Source organism: Kitasatospora sp. NPDC022785 (assembly GCF_055561295.1).
Genome location: NZ_JBVHHB010000010.1, coordinates 121,921 through 138,231 on the forward strand (window position 1 = coordinate 121,921; position 16,311 = coordinate 138,231).

Below are 16,311 nucleotides of genomic sequence, written 5' to 3' on the forward strand. Positions count from 1 at the left end.
CCGGCCGGGAGGAGGTACCGGCCGAGCAGGGCTGGACAGGAGGTCAGGCCGTACGCCGCGAACACCGGACCGTCCTGTCGAACGGCTGCTCCTCCCGGCGGGCCCCCGCGGACGAGTTCACCTTCCAGGTGCTGTGACCCCGGCGGCCGAGAACGCCCCCGCCATGGCGGGCGGGGGCGCCGTCAGTCTCCGGTGACACCCCGGAAGCACAGTTGCGCAGGGCGCCCGCCGACCCCGTGGGCCGCCCGTTCAGCAGCCCGAAGCGCGGCCGGACGGCGGGGCCACCGGCCCCGGCGGCCGAACCGCGTCGTCCTCGGAGCACACCGGCGCGGTGGGTCAGGAGAGCAGGCCGTCGTAGTCCGGCAGCTTGAAGGTGCGCTCGGCGTGGCCGCCACCGAGGTCGGTCCAGTTGTTGCCGACGCTGGCGATGATCGTGTAGCCCTCGTTCTCGATCTCGATCCGCTCATCCGTCTTGAACTGCTGGACCGGCTCGAAGAGATCGCACAGGTCCCGCCCGTGCAGCTCGTCCACGGTGTAGCCCGCCTTCTCCAGGCTGTACCGGGTGACCGGCTCGATGAAGTCCACGCGCGCGGTGACGAAGATGATCGCGACCCCGCGCGCGTGGGCGTACTGCGCCAGCTCCACGACCGGCGAGATGCCCGGCATCGCGAACGGGTGGAAGTGCGTCGCCAGGGTGGTGTTGTCGATGTCGAAGACGATCGCGGGCCTCTCGTCCGTGGGCTCGGCCGTGCGCCGCTCGACGTAGGCGCGGGCGGGCGCGATCGCGGCGGTGACGTCGGCCAGCCACTGCCGCTCGGTCACCGTGCTGCCGCTGCTCGCCGCGGGGGCGGCGGCGACCGCCGGCGCGGCGGGGGCCGCGGCGACCGCGGGGGTGGTGGCGAGGCCGGCGGTGATCGCGGCCGTCAGGGTCGCGGTGGCAACGAGCTTTGCCTTGATGCTCATATCTGGTACTCGGCTTTCGACTTGACGGATTGTCGGTCAGGTGGTGATCGGCGGGGCACTCCGGCCGTGCCCCGGCCCTGCACCTGGGCCCGCAGGTACGGCTTGACGGTCGCCTTCACACCCAGCCGTCGACAGGCCGAAGAGATGTCAAGGGCATGCCAGACAGGCCCCGGCAAAGGTCCTCCACGGGAGGAACCCGGACGGCCACGCGTACACCGAGGGGGTCACGGGGATGTGGCCGAAGTCCGCCGTCGGCCCGGGCCGCGAAGGCGGGTTGCCTTCGAGGTCCTTGCCTGGCGCCACAGGGGAGACGCCAGGCGCCATCCATGGACACCCCTAAAACTAGAACCCGTAGTTTTTCCTGGGCGAGAACGTACACTAGTCCACGGCGAGAGCCCATACCCGGGGGTGACCACCAGCGGACGAGAGGACCAACAGATGGGCAGGCCGTCACGGCCACTGCTGACCCGGGACGGAATCATGCAGGCCGCTCTCGCACTGGTCGACGAGGAGGGCGCCGCCGCGCTCTCGACCACCCGCATCGCGGCCCGGCTGGGCGTCAAGGGGCCCTCGCTCTACAACTACGTCTCCAGCCGCGACGAGATCATCGCCGGAATCAGCGACCTCATCGTCGCCGAGATGGAGCTCGACCCGACCGTCCAGCCGTGGACCGCCGCCCTGGACGCCTGGGCCCGCTCGTACCGCGCCGCCCTCGCCCGCCACCCGAACATGGTGCCGCTGCTCGCCTCCCGGCCGACCCGGTCCGTCGCGGCCCTGCAGGCCTACGCCTGTGCGTTCGCCCTGCTGCGGGAGGCCGGCTGGCCCGAGGAGCACGTGCTCTCGGTCGTCCAGTCCGTCGAGTACCTCCTGATCGGCTCCGCGCTCCACCTCGACCGCCCGCACGACGCGGCCTGGACGGACGAGGCGCTCCCGCCCGGGCTCGAACCGCTGCGGAACGCCCCGCCCGACTTCCGCGAGCGGGCCTTCGAGACCGGCCTCGCCGCGCTGATCCGCAGCTTCCAGGAGTCCCTGAACGACCTTCAGGGCCGGCACGACGGCTGACGTGGCACCCGGTCCGACCCGGCTCCGGCCGGCTTCGTCGGACTGGCCGCCGTAGGGACCGGCGCCGCGCCGGCCGGGAGTGGAGGCCGACGGGGCATCCGCTCCGGCGTGATCCGGGGCCCGTGGGTCTTCCGGATGCCCGGTCACCCCGATATTGCGGGCGGGCACCCGCCCGCGTGCCGCAGACTCGGACCGAGCACTTCTCGGACCGAAGGATGGTTTTCATGGTTGACCGGCCCTTGACACTGATGGCGGTACACGCCCACCCCGACGACGAGGCCACCGGGACGGGGGGTGTCCTCGCGCGGTACGCGGCGGAGGGGATCCGCACGGTCCTGGTCACGTGTACCGACGGCGGGTGCGGTGACGGAGCGGGGGGCGTCAAGCCGGGCGAGCCCGGGCACGATCCGGCGGCCGTCGCCGCGATGCGCCGTCAGGAACTGGAGGCGGCCTGCGAGGTCCTGAAGGTCGGTCATCTGGAGATGTTGGGGTACGCCGACTCCGGGATGATGGGCTGGCCGGCCAACGACGCCCCCGGGTCCTTCTGGCGGACGCCCGTCGAGGAGGGCGCTGCCCGCCTCGCCGAACTCCTGCGGCGCTACCGGCCCGATGTGGTCGTGACCTACGACGAGAACGGGTTCTACGGCCACCCCGACCACATCCAGGCGAACCGCGTCACGATGGCGGCGCTGGCGATGACCGGGATGACGCCGAAGGTGTACTGGACGACGGCGCCGCGCTCGATGATGCAGCGCTTCGGGGAGGTCATGCGCGAGTTCGGCGCGGAGTGGGAGGAGCCGGATCCGGCCGAGGCCGCCGCGATGGCCGAGATCGGACTCCCCGACGAGGAGATCACCACCTGGGTGGACACCACCGAGTTCGGCGGCCAGAAGTTCGACGCGCTGGCCGCACACGCCAGCCAGGGCGAGAACATCTTCTTCCTGAAGATGGGCAAGGAGAGGTTCACCGAGCTGATGGGCGTGGAGACCTTCGTACGGATCCAGGACACCACCGGCGCGGCCGTGCCCGAGAACGACCTCTTCGCCGGACTGCACTGATCTCCCGGCACAGCCCGGGCCGTCGGCGTGGCCCGGGCCGCGACGATCGAGGGCTGCCCGCCGGCGGCGCGTGGTGCGCCGCCGGCGGGGAACCCCCGGCCTGGTCAGGCGATGCGGCGGGCGCCGGTCGCGGGAACGGCGGTGAAGGTACGGGGGGCGGTGTGGCCGGCCTGCCGGAAGGCCTCCTCGACCGCGACGGTGACGGCGGGCACGGCGCCGGCGTCGACCAGGGCGATCACCGAACCGCCGAAACCGCCGCCGGTCATCCGGGCGCCCAGCGCACCGGAGCCGACCGCCGCCTCGACGGCCAGGTCGGTCTCCGGACAGGAGACGCCGTAGTCGTCGCGCAGCGAGGCGTGCCCGGCGGTCAGGAGCGGACCCAGTCCGCGCAGGTCACCCGCGTCGAGGAGGGCCACCGCCCGCTCCACCCGCGCGTTCTCGCTCACCACATGCCTCACCAGCGGGCGGAGTTCGTGCGGCAGCCGGCCCAGCGCCGCCGGCAGTCCGTCCGGGCCGAGGTCGCGCAGGGCGGGCAGGCCGAGGAGGGCGGAGGCCCGTTCGCAGCCGGCCCGCAGCTTCGCGTACTCGCCGTCGGCGAGGTCGTGCTTGACCCGGGTGTCGACGACGAGCAGCCGCAGGCCGGCCGCGACGAGGTCGAGTGGGACGTGGCGGGCGGACAGGTCGCGGGTGTCGAGGAAGAGCGCCCCGCCCTCGCGGCAGCACATCGACGCCATCTGGTCCATGATCCCGCAGGGGACGCCGACGAACGCGTTCTCGGCCCGCTGCGCGATCCGGGCCAGCTCGGGGCCGTCCAGACCGAGATCGTGCAGGTCGTTGCAGGCGGCGGCCATCACGCATTCGATCGCCGCCGAGGAGGAGAGGCCGGCGCCGGTCGGCACGTCGCTGTCGATGCGCACGTCGGCGCCGCCGACCGGGTGTCCGGCCTCGCGCAGTGCCCACACCACGGCGGCCGGGTAACGGGCCCAGCCGTCCACGCCGCCCGGGGCCAGCTCGGTGACGGCCAGCTCCACGGCGGCTCCACCGCCCTGCTCGCTGTACAGCCGCAACACCCCGTCGGTGCGCAGCCGCACCGTGGCACGCGCGGTGTGCGGCAGGGCGATCGGCAGGACGAACCCGTCGTTGTAGTCGGTGTGCTCGCCGATGAGGTTGACGCGGCCGGGCGCTGCCCACGTCCCTGCGAGGGCGTTCGGGGCAGCGGCGCCGCGGGCGGCGTGGGTCCGGGTCATCGGGTGGGCTCCCCCGTGGCGGTGGTACTCATGATGCGACCTCTCGAAGGCGCTGTGCGGCCGCCTCCGGCGACACATCGTTGACGAACGCGTCCATGCCCGACTCCACGCCGGCGAGGTACTTCAGTTTGCCTGCCGTGCGGCGGATCGTGAACAGCTCCAGGTGCAGGGCCAGTTCGTGGCCGTCCACGGCCGGCGCCTGGTGCCAGGCCGCGATGTACGGCGTCGGCCGGGCCTGCTCCGACTGCCCCTCCTCGATGAACAGCCGGTCGAAGCGGCGCAGCAGTTCCAGGTACAGGCCGGGGAACTCGGCGCGTTCGGCCTCGTCGAGGTGGGTGAGGTCGGCGACCCTGCGGTTCGGGTAGAGGTGCACCTCGTAAGGCCAGCGGGCGGCGAACGGAACGAACGCGGTCCAGTGCTCGCCGGTCAGCACCACTCGCACCGGGTCTGCGCGTTCGGCTGCCAGCACGTCCTCGAAGAGGTTGCGGCCGGTGGCGGCGCGGTGCCGGCCGGCCTGCTCGATCATGCTGACGGTGCGCGGCGGGTGGAACGGGAAGGCGTAGATCTGCCCGTGCGGGTGGGCGAGGGTGACGCCGATCTCGGCGCCGCGGTTCTCGAAGATGTACACCTGCCTGACGTCGGGCAGCGCGGAGAGTTCGGCGGTCCGGTCCGTCCACGCGTCGAGGACGAGGCGGGCCCGGGACTCGGTCAGGTCGGCGAACGACGAGCCGTGGTCGGCGGTGAAGCAGACGACCTCGCAGCGTCCGGTGCCGGGTGCGGCCTCGGCCACCGGGTGGCCGGGGAGCTCGGGGTCGGCGTCGCCGGCCAGGGACGGGAACCGGTTCTCGAAGACGACGACCTGGTAGTCGGAGGCCGGGATCTCGCTGAGCCTGCCTTCGCGGGACGGGCAGAGCGGGCACTCGTCCGCCGGCGGGTGGTAGGTGCGGGCCTGCCGGTGCGCGGCCACGGTCACCCAGCTGCCGGTGGTCGGGTCGCGGCGGATCTCGGACAGGCTCACCGAGGCCTCCAGCGGGCGCAGGTCGCCGTGGCCCTCCCGTGGAACGGCCTCGTCCGGGTCGAAGTAGAGGAGCTCGCGGCCGTCCGCGAGCTTCTCCGACGTTTTGATCATGGCTTCCTTCCGTACAGGGCCCCGTGTCGGCTCCCCGGACCGAGCAATCGCGCTCATAGTCAAACGATATAGAACAAAAGTCAACACACCAGCCTTCGAGCGAGCCGCCGACCGCAGGCGGGGCGCGGGCAGTGAGGCCGGAGCGGACGGCCCCACCCGTTCTCCACAGCTGGTGCCGAGGCGGCGGACACGGGCTTCGTCACCGACCGGCCGAATACGGGCCACGCCGCGCCGACGGGTGTCCCACACCCGGGATCCGCGAGGTCACAAGCTGATCTCGTCCCCGACTTCCTCTTGACACTACCGCGCAACAGAGATGTCATATGTGCCATCCCGTTTGAAAGTGTTGATTCTTGAGGGTTGGTGGCTGGTACCTCGCAGGTCGAAGCGAGTGCGGCCCATCAGCTCCCACTTCCGCCCGGGGCCCGAACGGGCAGTACCCCCCGACCCTTTGTGGGCGCCGGAGTCGGCGCCTGCGCGAAGGAGCTCCCGCATGTTCCGTCCCACCAGCCGTGTTGTCGCCGCGACCGGTCTGCTGCTCGCTCTGGGCCTGACCACCGCCTGTTCGACGGGGCAGGAGTCCGTCGCCGGAGGCGATGCCCCGGTCGCGCCGGTGAGCGGGAAGATCTCGATCACCTACCTGCAGAAGCAGGGCGACCAGGAGTACTTCGTCGGGGAGGCGGCCGGCGCCAAGGCGAAGGCCGCGGAGCTCGGCGTCGACCTGAAGGTGGTGAACCTGGGCAGCGACGCCAACAAGACCATCAGCGAGGTGCAGTCCGCGATCGCGCAGAAGACCAACGGCGTCATCATCGTCGTCCCGGACCCGGCCGTGGGCCCGCAGGTCGTGCAGACCGCCAAGGACGCCAAGGTCGCCCTGCTCACCTCGGACGACCAGATCTGCGCCACCGGCCCGGACCCCGCCGCCTGTGCCAAGGACGACCTGGTCGCCCGGATCGGCTTCTCCGGCCAGCAGATGGGCACCGAGGTCGGCAAGCGCGCCGCCCAGGAGTACAAGAAGGCCGGCTGGAACCCGGCCGACACCCGGATCATCTCCGCCTGGAAGCAGGACGTCACCGTCTGCGGCGACCGCGTCAAGGCCGCCAAGGAGGCGTTCAGCGCCGACGCCGCCCAGGTGCAGAACATCGACGTCGCCACCGACAACACCCCCACCGGTGCGCAGGACAAGATCGCCGCGACGATCACCGCCAACGCCGGCGTCAAGCACTGGGTCGTCTGGGGCTGCAACGACGAGAACGTCCAGGGCGGCGTCACCGCCCTGCAGAATGCCGGCATCAGCCCCGACAACGTCATCGGCGTCGGCCTCGGCGCCTACCTCGCCTGCAAGAACTGGAGCGGCAACAAGCCCACCGGCATGAAGGCCGCCCTGTTCATCAACGGCAAGGACGTCGGCGCCCTCGCCGTCCAGACCATGTACGACAAGCTCAAGAACAGCAAGGACTTCCCCAAGGAAGCCTTCGCCCCCACCACCATGGTCGACGCGGCCACCTGGCAGAGCGCCGGCGTCACCTGCAGCTGACCCCCGATCGGGCCGGACCCCCACGGCCGGCCTCGGTGCCCCGGGCCCGGCCCGGAAACTGCCCCGCCGGGCCGGGGGCACCCCCTCCCGCCGCCTCGGCACCGCCCGAGGGGCGGACGGACCGAACCCCACCGGACCTCCCGCTCCTCCCCGGGTGCGCAAGCGACCGTGACGCACCGGCCACGAGCCCTTCCCGACCCTCCGTACGCCGTCTCGAGGAACCCCATGAGCCCAGCCCACGACGCGAACCCGGATCCCCGCCCGCCCAGCGCCCAGCCCGCCGCCGGCAGCGCCGGCGTCCACCAGGTCACCAAGCGGTTCGGCACGGTCCAGGCCCTCGGCGGCGTCACCCTCGACTTCCCGGCCGGCCAGGTCACCGCCCTGATGGGCGAGAACGGCGCCGGCAAGTCCACCCTGCTCAAGATCCTCACCGGCGACCACCAGCCCACCGAAGGCCACGTCGTCCTCGACGGCAGGCGCGTGGACCTCGCCTCCCCCGCCCAGGCACGGACCGCCGGGATCCGGATCATCCCGCAGGAACCGGAGATCATCCCGCACGTCTCCGTCGCCGAGAACGTCTACGCCGGCTCCCTGCCCCGCGCCGCCGGCCGACGCCTGGACCGTGCCGAACTGCGCCGCCGCATCACCGCCGACCTCAAGCGCCTCGGCTTCGACAAGGTCCTCGACCCCGACCTCCTCGGCTCCCAGCTCACCCCCGCCCAGCGCCAGCTCGTCGAGATCCTGCGAGCCCTCACCGGCGAGGCCAAGGTCATCGCCTTCGACGAACCCACCTCCTCGCTGTCCGAACACGAGGTCGACGCACTCTTCACCCTGATCCGCCGCCTGCGCGACGACGGTGTCGCCGTCGTCTACGTCTCCCACCGCATGCAGGAGATCTTCCAACTCGCCGACCGCATCGCCGTCCTGCGCGACGGCACCCTCGCCGGCGTCCAGGACGCCGCCACCACCACCGAAGGCGACCTCGTCCGCCTCATGGTCGGCCGCGACCTCTCCTCCCTGTTCTCCCGCACCCGCGTGGCCACCGACCGCCTCGTCCTCGACGTCCGGGGCGTCACCACCGACGCCGTACGCGACATCGACCTGCAGATCCACGCCGGCGAGGTCGTCGGCCTCGCCGGTCTGATCGGCGCCGGACGCTCCGAACTCGCCCTCGCCCTCGCCGGCGACCTGCCCATCCACTCCGGCACCGTCACCCTCGACGGCCGGCGCCTGCCCTCCGGCAAACCCGGTGCCGTCATCCGCGCCGGACTCGGCCTCGCCCCCGAGGAACGCAAGGCCCAGGCACTCTTCCTGCAGCGCTCCATCCGCGACAACACGTCCACGGTGGTGCTCGAACGCCTGCGCCGCTTCCGCTTCGTCAAACGCGGGGCCGAGCGCGAACTCGCCCAGCAGTACACCGACCGCCTGCGGGTGCGCACCCCCTCCATCGAACACGAGGTCCGCAAACTCTCCGGCGGCAACCAGCAGAAGGTCGTCCTCGCCCGCTGGCTCGCCCGCAAGCCCAAGGTCCTCATCCTGGACGAGCCCACCCGCGGCATCGACATCGGTGCCAAGGCCGAGATCTACCAGATCATCGCCGACCTCGCCGCCGAAGGCGTCGCCGTCCTGGTCATCTCCTCCGAACTCCCCGAAGTCCTCGGCCTCGCCGACCGCATCGTCGTCATGCAGAACGGCCACATCACGGGCGAACTCAGCAGCGCCCAGGCCACCGAGGAGGCCATCCTCAACCTCGCCATGGCCGACGACCTCGCCGGTACGACCAACCCCGCCCCCGCCTCCGGAGCCTCCGCATGAGCACCACGACCCGCACCACGCCATCCGCCAAGAACGGCGGCCACTCCCCACGTCGGTCCGCGGGCTCGCCGAGGGTCCTCGCCTCGGTCGGCGGGCAGAACCTCAGCCTGATCGGCGCACTGGTCGTCGTGCTCGCCCTCTTCGGCGTGCTGAACGACAACTACCTCAGCCTCAACAACATGCAGGTCATCGCCGAAGCCGCCACCATCACCGGCCTGCTCGCCGTCGTCCAGACCGTCGTCATCATCTGCGGCGGCCTCGACATCTCCGTCGGCTCCCAGGCCGGCGTCGCCTCCGTCGTCTCCGCCATGGCCTTCACCTCCGCGGGCGCCAACGCCCTGGCGGGCATGGCCGCCGCCGTCGGCACCGGCCTACTGATCGGCGTCCTCAACGGCGTCATCATCGTCTACGGCCGCGTCAACCCCACCATCGCCACCCTCGCCGGCCTCGCCGCCTACAAGGGCCTCGCCCAGCTCATCTCCAACGGCCGCGCCCAGGGCTACGTCCTCAACAACGACATCTTCATCTTCCTCGGCCGTGGCAAGATCGCCGGACTCCCCGTCATGGTCTGGATCCTGATCCTGGTCGCCCTCGCCGTCCACCTCCTCCTCAGGTACACCGACATCGGCCGCAACATCTACGCCATCGGCGGCAACGACACCGCCGCCCGCCTCGCCGGCATCAACATCAACAAGTACCTGGTCGCCGTCTACGCCCTCATCGGCACCGTCGCCGCCATCGCCGGCATCCTCCTCACCGCCCGCACCGGAAGCGGCCAGCCCGTCTCCGGCAGCGAAGGTCTCGAACTCAAGGCCATCACCGCCGCCGCCCTCGGCGGCTGCGCCCTCAAGGGCGGAAAGGGCGGCATCGGTGGCACCCTGCTCGCCGTCGCCCTCCTCGGCTGCCTCGAGAACGGCCTCACCGTCCAGGGCATCAACTCCTTCTGGCAGAACGTCGCCCAGGGTGCCCTCCTCGTCGTCGCCGTCGTCATCCAGCAGCGCCGCAACGGCGAACGCGCCATCGGCCTCCCTGCCTGACACACCGGGACCGCTCCCTGACTTCCGCCGGGGCCGTACCGGCCCGGCCGTTCCGGGGACGGAACGGCCGGGCCGGTACGCCCGGCGGAACGGCGAGGGCCGCCGAGGGTCGGCCTGATCGCCGCCGGCCGCAGGTGGCACCCGTCCGGGACGGGTGCCACCTGCGGTCCCGGTACCGGGGACCCGGAGGAAGCTCGCGGGAGGCTGACAGCACCGTGGGCGGGCTCTCCGGTCCGCTCTCGGCGCACCCGCTGTCCGAAAGTCCCACTTCGCCCTATCCGATCCGCCCGAGGGAGCCGACGACAGGTATGGGGATGTCCGACCAGGGACTGCTCGTCCACCAGCGCCGCGCCCTCATCCTGGAGGCGGTCCGGCGCGACGGCGCCGTGCGCGTCTCCGATCTCGTCGTCGTGTTCGGGGTGTCGGACATGACGGTCCGCCGCGATCTCGACGCCCTGGCCCGGTCCGGCGCGGTGGAGAAGGTCCACGGCGGCGCGGTCGCCGTCGGCACCAGCGAAGAGCTCGGATTCGAGGTGAAGTCGACCCTGGAATCCGCGGCCAAGGCCGCCATCGCCGAGGCGACCGCGGCCCTGGTCAACCCCGGCACGGTGGTGGCCATCAGTGGCGGAACCACCACGCATGCCGTGGCCGCGCAACTGCTGAACGTGCCGGACCTCACCATCCTCACCAACTCCCTTCCGGTCGAGCGCCTCGTCCGCGGCGCGGCGGACGCCGCCCACCGGGCGCCCGTCGTGCTCCTGACGGGCGGCAGTGCGACCCGCTCCGAGGCGCTCGTCGGCCCGATCGCCGATCACGCCATCGCCTCCCTCCATGTGGACCTGCTGATCCTGGGCACCCACGGAGTCACCGAGAGCGAGGGTCTGACCAGCCCCAACCTCGCGGAAGCACAGACCAACCGGGTGTTCATCTCCCGCGCCCGCCGCGTCGCAGTGGCCGCGGATCACACCAAGTGGGGCATCACCGGGCTCAGCACCTTCGCCGACCTGGACCAGATCGGCTGGTTCGTCACGGACGACAGGATGCCGCCGGACGCCCGGGCGGTCCTCGCGGACAGAGTCGGCGAGCTGGTCATCACGGGTGCTCCCGGGACTTCGCCGGACGCCGGCGGCCGGTAGGCGGGACCGGCCTGACACGTGCTCAGCCCGTACGACCGTCGCCGGGTGCCGGCAGTCCGAGGCGAACGGCTGAGATCCCGACGGCCTGAGCCCCCGGCCTCGCGACGGTGCACCTGCTCCGCCCGCCTGATGGGCCGTGCAGCAGGGACTCCGGCCCCTTCCGCATGCGGAGAACCGGCGATCCGCCGTCCTCCCGATCCGCCGGAGTCACCAAGGCACGCGTGGGTAGTTCGTGATCCCGTACGCTGCTTGATCTCCGGGTGTGGCTGGCATGAGGGGGCGTGGGGATGGCCGGTGGAGAACGCGAGCGCAGGGCTGGGATCGTCCGGTACTGGCGGGCGGTGGAGTTGTTCAGCCCGCAGAAGGTCGACCGGGTGGATCCGTCGAAGGACGTCTACCCGGTCCAGGACGGCCGGCCCCTGCCGTGGGAACCGGGCCACCGGCTCCGCCGGCGCTCGCCCGGCCGCGGACGGTCCTGGCAGCACACGGTGTACGCGGGCGTGTTCGAGCTGACCGCGCTGCGCGACACGCTGCTCGGCGTGTTCGGCACCGACGGGCCCACGGAGGACTTCGACGGCCGTTTGGGCGGCCAGAGCGCAGTGCTCTGCTTCTCGGTCAACGACCAGGGGCTGCTCCTCAAGGACAGCGTGACGATCTCGTCGTGCGCCTGGGCGGTGGGCCGGGCCCTGCGCCCGGGACCGGCGGACCCGGCCTGGCTCGACGACTTCGAGAAGGACTCCGAGCAGTGCGTGTCCACGCTCCTCGAGCTGGGCGACGGCCGGCTCCCGGTGGTGGAACGGCAGCGAGGAGCGGGCGGCGCGCCCTCCCGGCCCGGATCCGCCCTCGGTGCGATCGCGGGCGTGGCGGTCGACGTCGTGCTCGGCGTGGCCGTCGGCGGGATCGCCTCGGCCGTCGGCACCGTGGCGGGCGCGGCGCTGGGCTCGGTCACCCAGGCGGTCGCCGAGACGCTGACCGGATCGGCGGCGAAGGCGCTCGCTGACGGGGTCACCAGCCGGGTGAGCGATCACGTGACCGAGCGGGCGGAGGGAGTCCTCGACGGCGCCGTGCACTCCGCGGACGGCGCCGATTCCGACGGCGGTCCGCGGTCCGGGGACGACGCGGACGCGCCGGAAGACCCTCTGGGTCCGGACCCGGCGGGCGATCTCCCCGTCCCATTGGGCCTGAAGCCGCTGGAGGTGAGGGACCTGGCGGCCGTCACCCGCTGGGTCGCCGAAAGGCTCGGGATCGCGGAGGCGCTGCGGCCGGACGCCGTGCGGGTGAAGAGCTACACCGTCCGGGAGTCGCAGAGCGCGGAGAGCGACCAGGCCGACTTCCTCAACAGTTTCATCGCCGCGGACCTCGAGCAGGTGACTGCGGCGCTCGCGGAGGGCACGTCGGGGCGGGCGCTGGAGGAGTACCTCCGACCCACCGCGACTCTGGACTCCGGCCGCCGGACCGACGTCCGGCAACGGCCGGAGACCCTGCTGGACGGTGTCCGTCCGACGGCCGCCCCGCTCGGCCGGTGGCCCGGCAGGAGTGACCAACCGCTCGTGCTCAGCCAGCAGTTCGCGGTGAACAGCGCCTTGGCGGAGCTCGGCGGCGCCGGGGGCGGCGGCCTCTACGCGGTCAACGGGCCGCCCGGCACCGGCAAGACCACCATGCTCCGGGACCTGATCGCCGCCCTGGTGGTGCAACGTGCGGAGCGGCTGGCGGCGTTGGCCACTCCCGCGGACGCGTTCGGCAAGGTCCACACCTGGAGCTCCGGCCAGTGGAACCGGAAGCTTCACGGGCTGCGCGAGGAGCTGACGGGCTACGAGATCGTCATCGCGTCCGCCAACAACGGTGCGGTCGAGAACGTGACGACCGAGATCCCGTCCGCGGCCGCGGTGGCCGGGGAGTGGCGCGAGGAGGCCGACTACCTCTCCGCGCAGGGCAGGCTCCTGCTCGGCGGCGCCGAGGCGTGGGGAGCGGTGGCGGCGCCTCTCGGCAATCGCGCCAACCGCTCCCAGTTCGTCAGCCGCCTCTGGTGGGGCCGGGAGATCCAGGAGACGGCCGACCCGCAACGGCCCGGCCGGCGCCGCCGACAAGCCGTGGCCACCGGTCACGGGCTGCGAGATCTCCTCGTCCGGCAGACGGAGTCGGACCGTGACGCCCGACCTGCCCCGGATCGGAACCCGCACAGCGACAGCCGCCCATCCGGTGCCCCGGGCGCGTCGGATGCGCCGGCCACCGCTCCGCTGGGAGATCCCTGGCCGCTGGCGGTACGCCGCTTCACCGAGGCGCGCCAGGCCGTCCAGGAGCTCGCCGCAGCCAGGGAGGCCGCGGCCGCCGCACGCGACAGCCGGCAGCTCCTGGCGCAACAGATACGGACCGCTGATGCCGCCGTTGCAGCGGCCCGGGCGGAGAAGGCCCCGGCCGAGCGCGCGCTGGCCGGCGCACACGCCGCGGTGCGGGCCGCGGCCGAAGGGCTGGCGGCCGCCCGGCAGACCGAGCACCAGGTGTCCGCGACGTCGGCCGAGGCTCAGCGCACCGTGGAACTGCGCCGGGGGGTGTGCCAGTCACGGCTGGACGACCTGCGCTCGTACGATGCGCGTCAGCGTCCGGGCCGGTTCCGCGCCCGGCTGTCCTCGGATGCGGAGGAACGCTGGCTGCGCGGGCGGGAACCCCTGGTGAGCGCCATGGCCCAGGCCGAAACGGCATGGGAGGCGTCGGAGACCGCACTCGCCCGGCTCGGTGAGCTCCTCGCCACCGCACGGGCCGCCGGCATGGAGGCCGCTGCCGCCGAGGCTGCGGCACAGCGCTCGTACGCGGGCCGGCTGGACGGCCTGCGCCGCGCGGAGCTGACCGTCACCGCCGCCGAGCGGGCAGCGGCGACGGTTCGGACCACCGCCGACATCGCCGCCCACCGAGTCTCCGAGGCGACGCGACGGTGGCGCGCACACGTGCCGGCCGAGGACTGGGCCGCGCTCCCCGGAGACCCGCAGGCCGACCGTCGGCGGGAGACGTCCGCCCCCTGGATGGACGAGGAGTTCAGCGCCGCCCGCACCCGCGTCTTCCTCGCCGCGCTGGATCTGCACCGGGCCTTCCTCGCTGCGGAGGCGAAGCGCCTGCTCACCAGCCTGCAGGCGGTGATGGAGGTCGTGGGTGGGGACGCCCCGAAGGACCTGCCGCCGGAGCACGTCCGCGCAGCCTGGCAGCTGCTGTTCCTGGTCGTGCCGGTGGTGTCGACGACCTTCGCCTCGCTGGACCGCCTCTTCGCGGGCCTGGGCTCCGAGGCCCTGGGCTGGCTGTTCATCGACGAGGCGGGGCAGGCCGCCCCGCAGCAGGCGGTCGGCGCACTCTGGCGGGCCCGCCGCGCGGTCGTGGTCGGCGACCCGTTGCAGCTCGAACCCGTCGTGACGGTGCCCTGGACGGTGCAGCAGCGGCTCCGGACCCACTACGGGGTGGCGCAGGAGTGGGCGCCCGGCCGTACCTCGGTCCAGCGGGTCGCCGACCGCCTCGCCCGGTGCGGCACGTGGCTCCCGGCCGAACTCCCGGACGGCGGGACGGAGGTGTGGGTGGGGTCACCGCTTCGGGTGCACCGTCGCTGCGACGATCCGATGTTCGAGATCAGCAACCGCATCGCCTACGACGGGCTGATGGTGTTCGGCACGGGTGAGCGGGCGCCCTGCCCGCTCGCCGACCGCAGCGTCTGGCTGAACGTCGTCGGGGGCGAGTCCGACGGCAAGTGGGTGGCTCAGCAGGGCCTCGTGCTCGGCAGGGCGCTGGACCTCCTCGAGGAGCGGATGCGCGCGCAGATCGAGCAGGAAGAGTCCGAGGCCGCGCACCGGGAGGGCCGGCAGCCGGCCGACCTCCGCACCGCGTCGCCCGACGAGGTGCGCGAGCGCCTCGGCAAGTCCGTGTTCGTGGTGAGCCCCTTCCGTGAGGTGGTCGCCGGGGCACGGCGTACGACCGGAAACCGGCTTCCCGCGAAGCGGGTCGGCACGGTGCACACCACCCAGGGCAAGGAGGCCGACGTGGTCATCCTGCTGCTGGGTACCGTGGCGTCCCAGAACGGAGCCCGCGACTGGGCGGCCGCCAGCCCCAACCTCCTCAACGTCGCCGTGAGCCGGGCCCGCCGACGACTGCTGGTCATCGGCGACCGGGCCCTGTGGGGCCGGCACCGCCACTTCGACGTCCTGGCAGGGCACAGCGGCCTGGCCAGGTTCGACGCGTCCGGCTGGCTGAACGGCTGACCCGCGGCCCGCTCCGGCGGAAGGACTCCACGAGAGGAGATTGGCCGAACCGACGCCCGGTGTTCTCGCGAACCGTGCCCGGAGCAGGGGTCCGCCACCGTTGGAGTGGGAATGGAGCAGCCTGCCTGCCGATCTACCTGCCGGCCTCACGGCGAACCGGCCAGCCGTGGCCGTGGCCGAGGGCCGACAAGAGGGACCCGACTGCCACGTCGACTCACCTCACCCTCGGCGCGGGCGGGTCCTGCGGTCAGGCCGCGGCGCGGAAGACGTACGCCGTCATCGGCGCGGTGACCGGCCCCAGGCCCAGACGGGCCGTCATCTCCTCGATGACGGTGGCCCGGAGGGCCGGTCCGTCGCCGTGCTCCTCAACGGCCACGCGCACCGGTGTCCCGGTGAGGTACCCGGTGGCAAGGTCGGCGGTCGACGCGGCCCGGCCCTGGAGCGTCACCTTCTGCACGTCCTCGACGGCGAACCCGGCGGCCGCCAGATCGGCGGCCACGACAGCGGGGTCGGCGTAGCCGTGCGGAACCGTGGGGAAGAACCGCGGTGGGTCGACCGGAAAGGCCCGCTCCAGCCCGGCCTGCAGCGCGACTTCGAAGGCGTGCGTCCCGAGCGGGCCCCAGGTGTTGAACAGGAACCGGCCCCCCGGGGCCAGCACCCGGTGGACCTCGGTGAAGGCCTCGATGCGGTCGGGAAAGAACATCACGCCGAACTGGCAGACCACCAGGTCGAAGCCTCCGTCCGGGAACGGCAGCCGCTGTGCGTCTGCCTGCCGCCACACCGCGCCCGGGGCCCGGGTCGATCCGAACGCGACCATGGCCTCGTTCAGGTCGGTGGCCGTCACCTCGGCCGAGGGTGCCGCCGCGAGCAGGCCCGACGTCAACGCGCCGGTGCCCGCAGCCAGTTCGAGGACTCGCTCAGGGTGGAGTGCCGTCGCCCGGGCGGTCAGGTCCTCGGCGAAGGGCCGGAACACCACCGGCACGAGGTACCGCTCATAGGCCGCCGGCATGGACTCGGACCACCGCCGGTCGGCATCGGTTCCCGTCACCCTGACGACGGTAGCGCCGCGCCGGGAAGCCGCCTCCCCGCCGC

11 protein-coding genes are annotated in these 16,311 nt (G+C 72.6%); 7 read left to right on the forward strand and 4 right to left on the reverse strand.

Translation table 11 applies throughout. The annotated features are described in order from the left end of the window. Nucleotides 1-336 precede the first annotated feature (336 nt). A complete protein-coding gene (locus ACZ3YO_RS18555) occupies nucleotides 337-963 on the reverse strand; it encodes an HAD family acid phosphatase (protein WP_465570305.1) in 627 nt (208 codons plus the stop codon). Nucleotides 964-1,401: 438 nt separating this feature from the next. On the opposite strand from ACZ3YO_RS18555, the gene ACZ3YO_RS18560 reads away from it, so the two are divergent. After that, entirely contained in the window at nucleotides 1,402-2,025 is a 624-nt protein-coding gene (locus tag ACZ3YO_RS18560; RefSeq protein WP_465570307.1) for a TetR/AcrR family transcriptional regulator, read from the forward strand. 224 nt (nucleotides 2,026-2,249) lie between these two features. Continuing rightward, complete coding sequence (locus ACZ3YO_RS18565) at nucleotides 2,250-3,083, forward strand: PIG-L family deacetylase (RefSeq protein WP_465570309.1); 834 nt, start codon at nucleotides 2,250-2,252, stop codon at nucleotides 3,081-3,083. Nucleotides 3,084-3,187: 104 nt separating this feature from the next. Here the strand turns inward: ACZ3YO_RS18565 and galK are convergent, their stop codons facing one another. Together galK and galT are read right to left on the reverse strand one after the other, a co-directional pair. Further along, the gene (gene galK, locus ACZ3YO_RS18570) at nucleotides 3,188-4,330 is read right to left on the reverse strand and encodes a galactokinase (protein ID WP_465570310.1); all 1,143 of its coding nucleotides are present in this window, start codon (nucleotides 4,328-4,330) and stop codon (nucleotides 3,188-3,190) included. Between the two features lie 28 nt (nucleotides 4,331-4,358). Next, complete coding sequence (gene galT, locus ACZ3YO_RS18575; protein WP_465570312.1) at nucleotides 4,359-5,459, reverse strand: galactose-1-phosphate uridylyltransferase; 1,101 nt, start codon at nucleotides 5,457-5,459, stop codon at nucleotides 4,359-4,361. Nucleotides 5,460-5,952: 493 nt separating this feature from the next. Here galT and ACZ3YO_RS18580 point away from each other — a divergent pair, with 493 nt between their 5' ends. From ACZ3YO_RS18580 to ACZ3YO_RS18600, 5 genes are all read left to right on the forward strand, one after another. After that, nucleotides 5,953-6,996 carry a substrate-binding domain-containing protein gene (locus ACZ3YO_RS18580; protein ID WP_465570314.1) on the forward strand — a complete coding sequence of 348 codons (1,044 nt, stop codon included), beginning with the start codon at nucleotides 5,953-5,955 and terminating at the stop codon, nucleotides 6,994-6,996. Between the two features lie 225 nt (nucleotides 6,997-7,221). Continuing rightward, nucleotides 7,222-8,811 (forward strand): sugar ABC transporter ATP-binding protein, encoded by a 1,590-nt coding sequence (locus ACZ3YO_RS18585; RefSeq protein WP_465570315.1) that lies wholly within the window; start codon nucleotides 7,222-7,224, stop codon nucleotides 8,809-8,811. After that, complete coding sequence (locus ACZ3YO_RS18590; protein ID WP_465570317.1) at nucleotides 8,808-9,848, forward strand: ABC transporter permease; 1,041 nt, start codon at nucleotides 8,808-8,810, stop codon at nucleotides 9,846-9,848. Before ACZ3YO_RS18585 ends, ACZ3YO_RS18590 begins: the two co-directional genes overlap by 4 nt. 314 nt (nucleotides 9,849-10,162) lie before the next feature. Next, nucleotides 10,163-10,984, forward strand: coding sequence for a DeoR/GlpR family DNA-binding transcription regulator (locus ACZ3YO_RS18595; protein ID WP_465570319.1), 822 nt, complete (start codon nucleotides 10,163-10,165; stop codon nucleotides 10,982-10,984). A gap of 287 nt (nucleotides 10,985-11,271) precedes the next feature. Continuing rightward, a complete protein-coding gene (locus ACZ3YO_RS18600; protein ID WP_465570320.1) occupies nucleotides 11,272-15,219 on the forward strand; it encodes a DEAD/DEAH box helicase in 3,948 nt (1,315 codons plus the stop codon). Nucleotides 15,220-15,466: 247 nt separating this feature from the next. Here the strand turns inward: ACZ3YO_RS18600 and ACZ3YO_RS18605 are convergent, their stop codons facing one another. Beyond that, nucleotides 15,467-16,228 carry a class I SAM-dependent methyltransferase gene (locus tag ACZ3YO_RS18605; RefSeq protein ID WP_465570541.1) on the reverse strand — a complete coding sequence of 254 codons (762 nt, stop codon included), beginning with the start codon at nucleotides 16,226-16,228 and terminating at the stop codon, nucleotides 15,467-15,469. Nucleotides 16,229-16,311 lie beyond the last annotated feature (83 nt).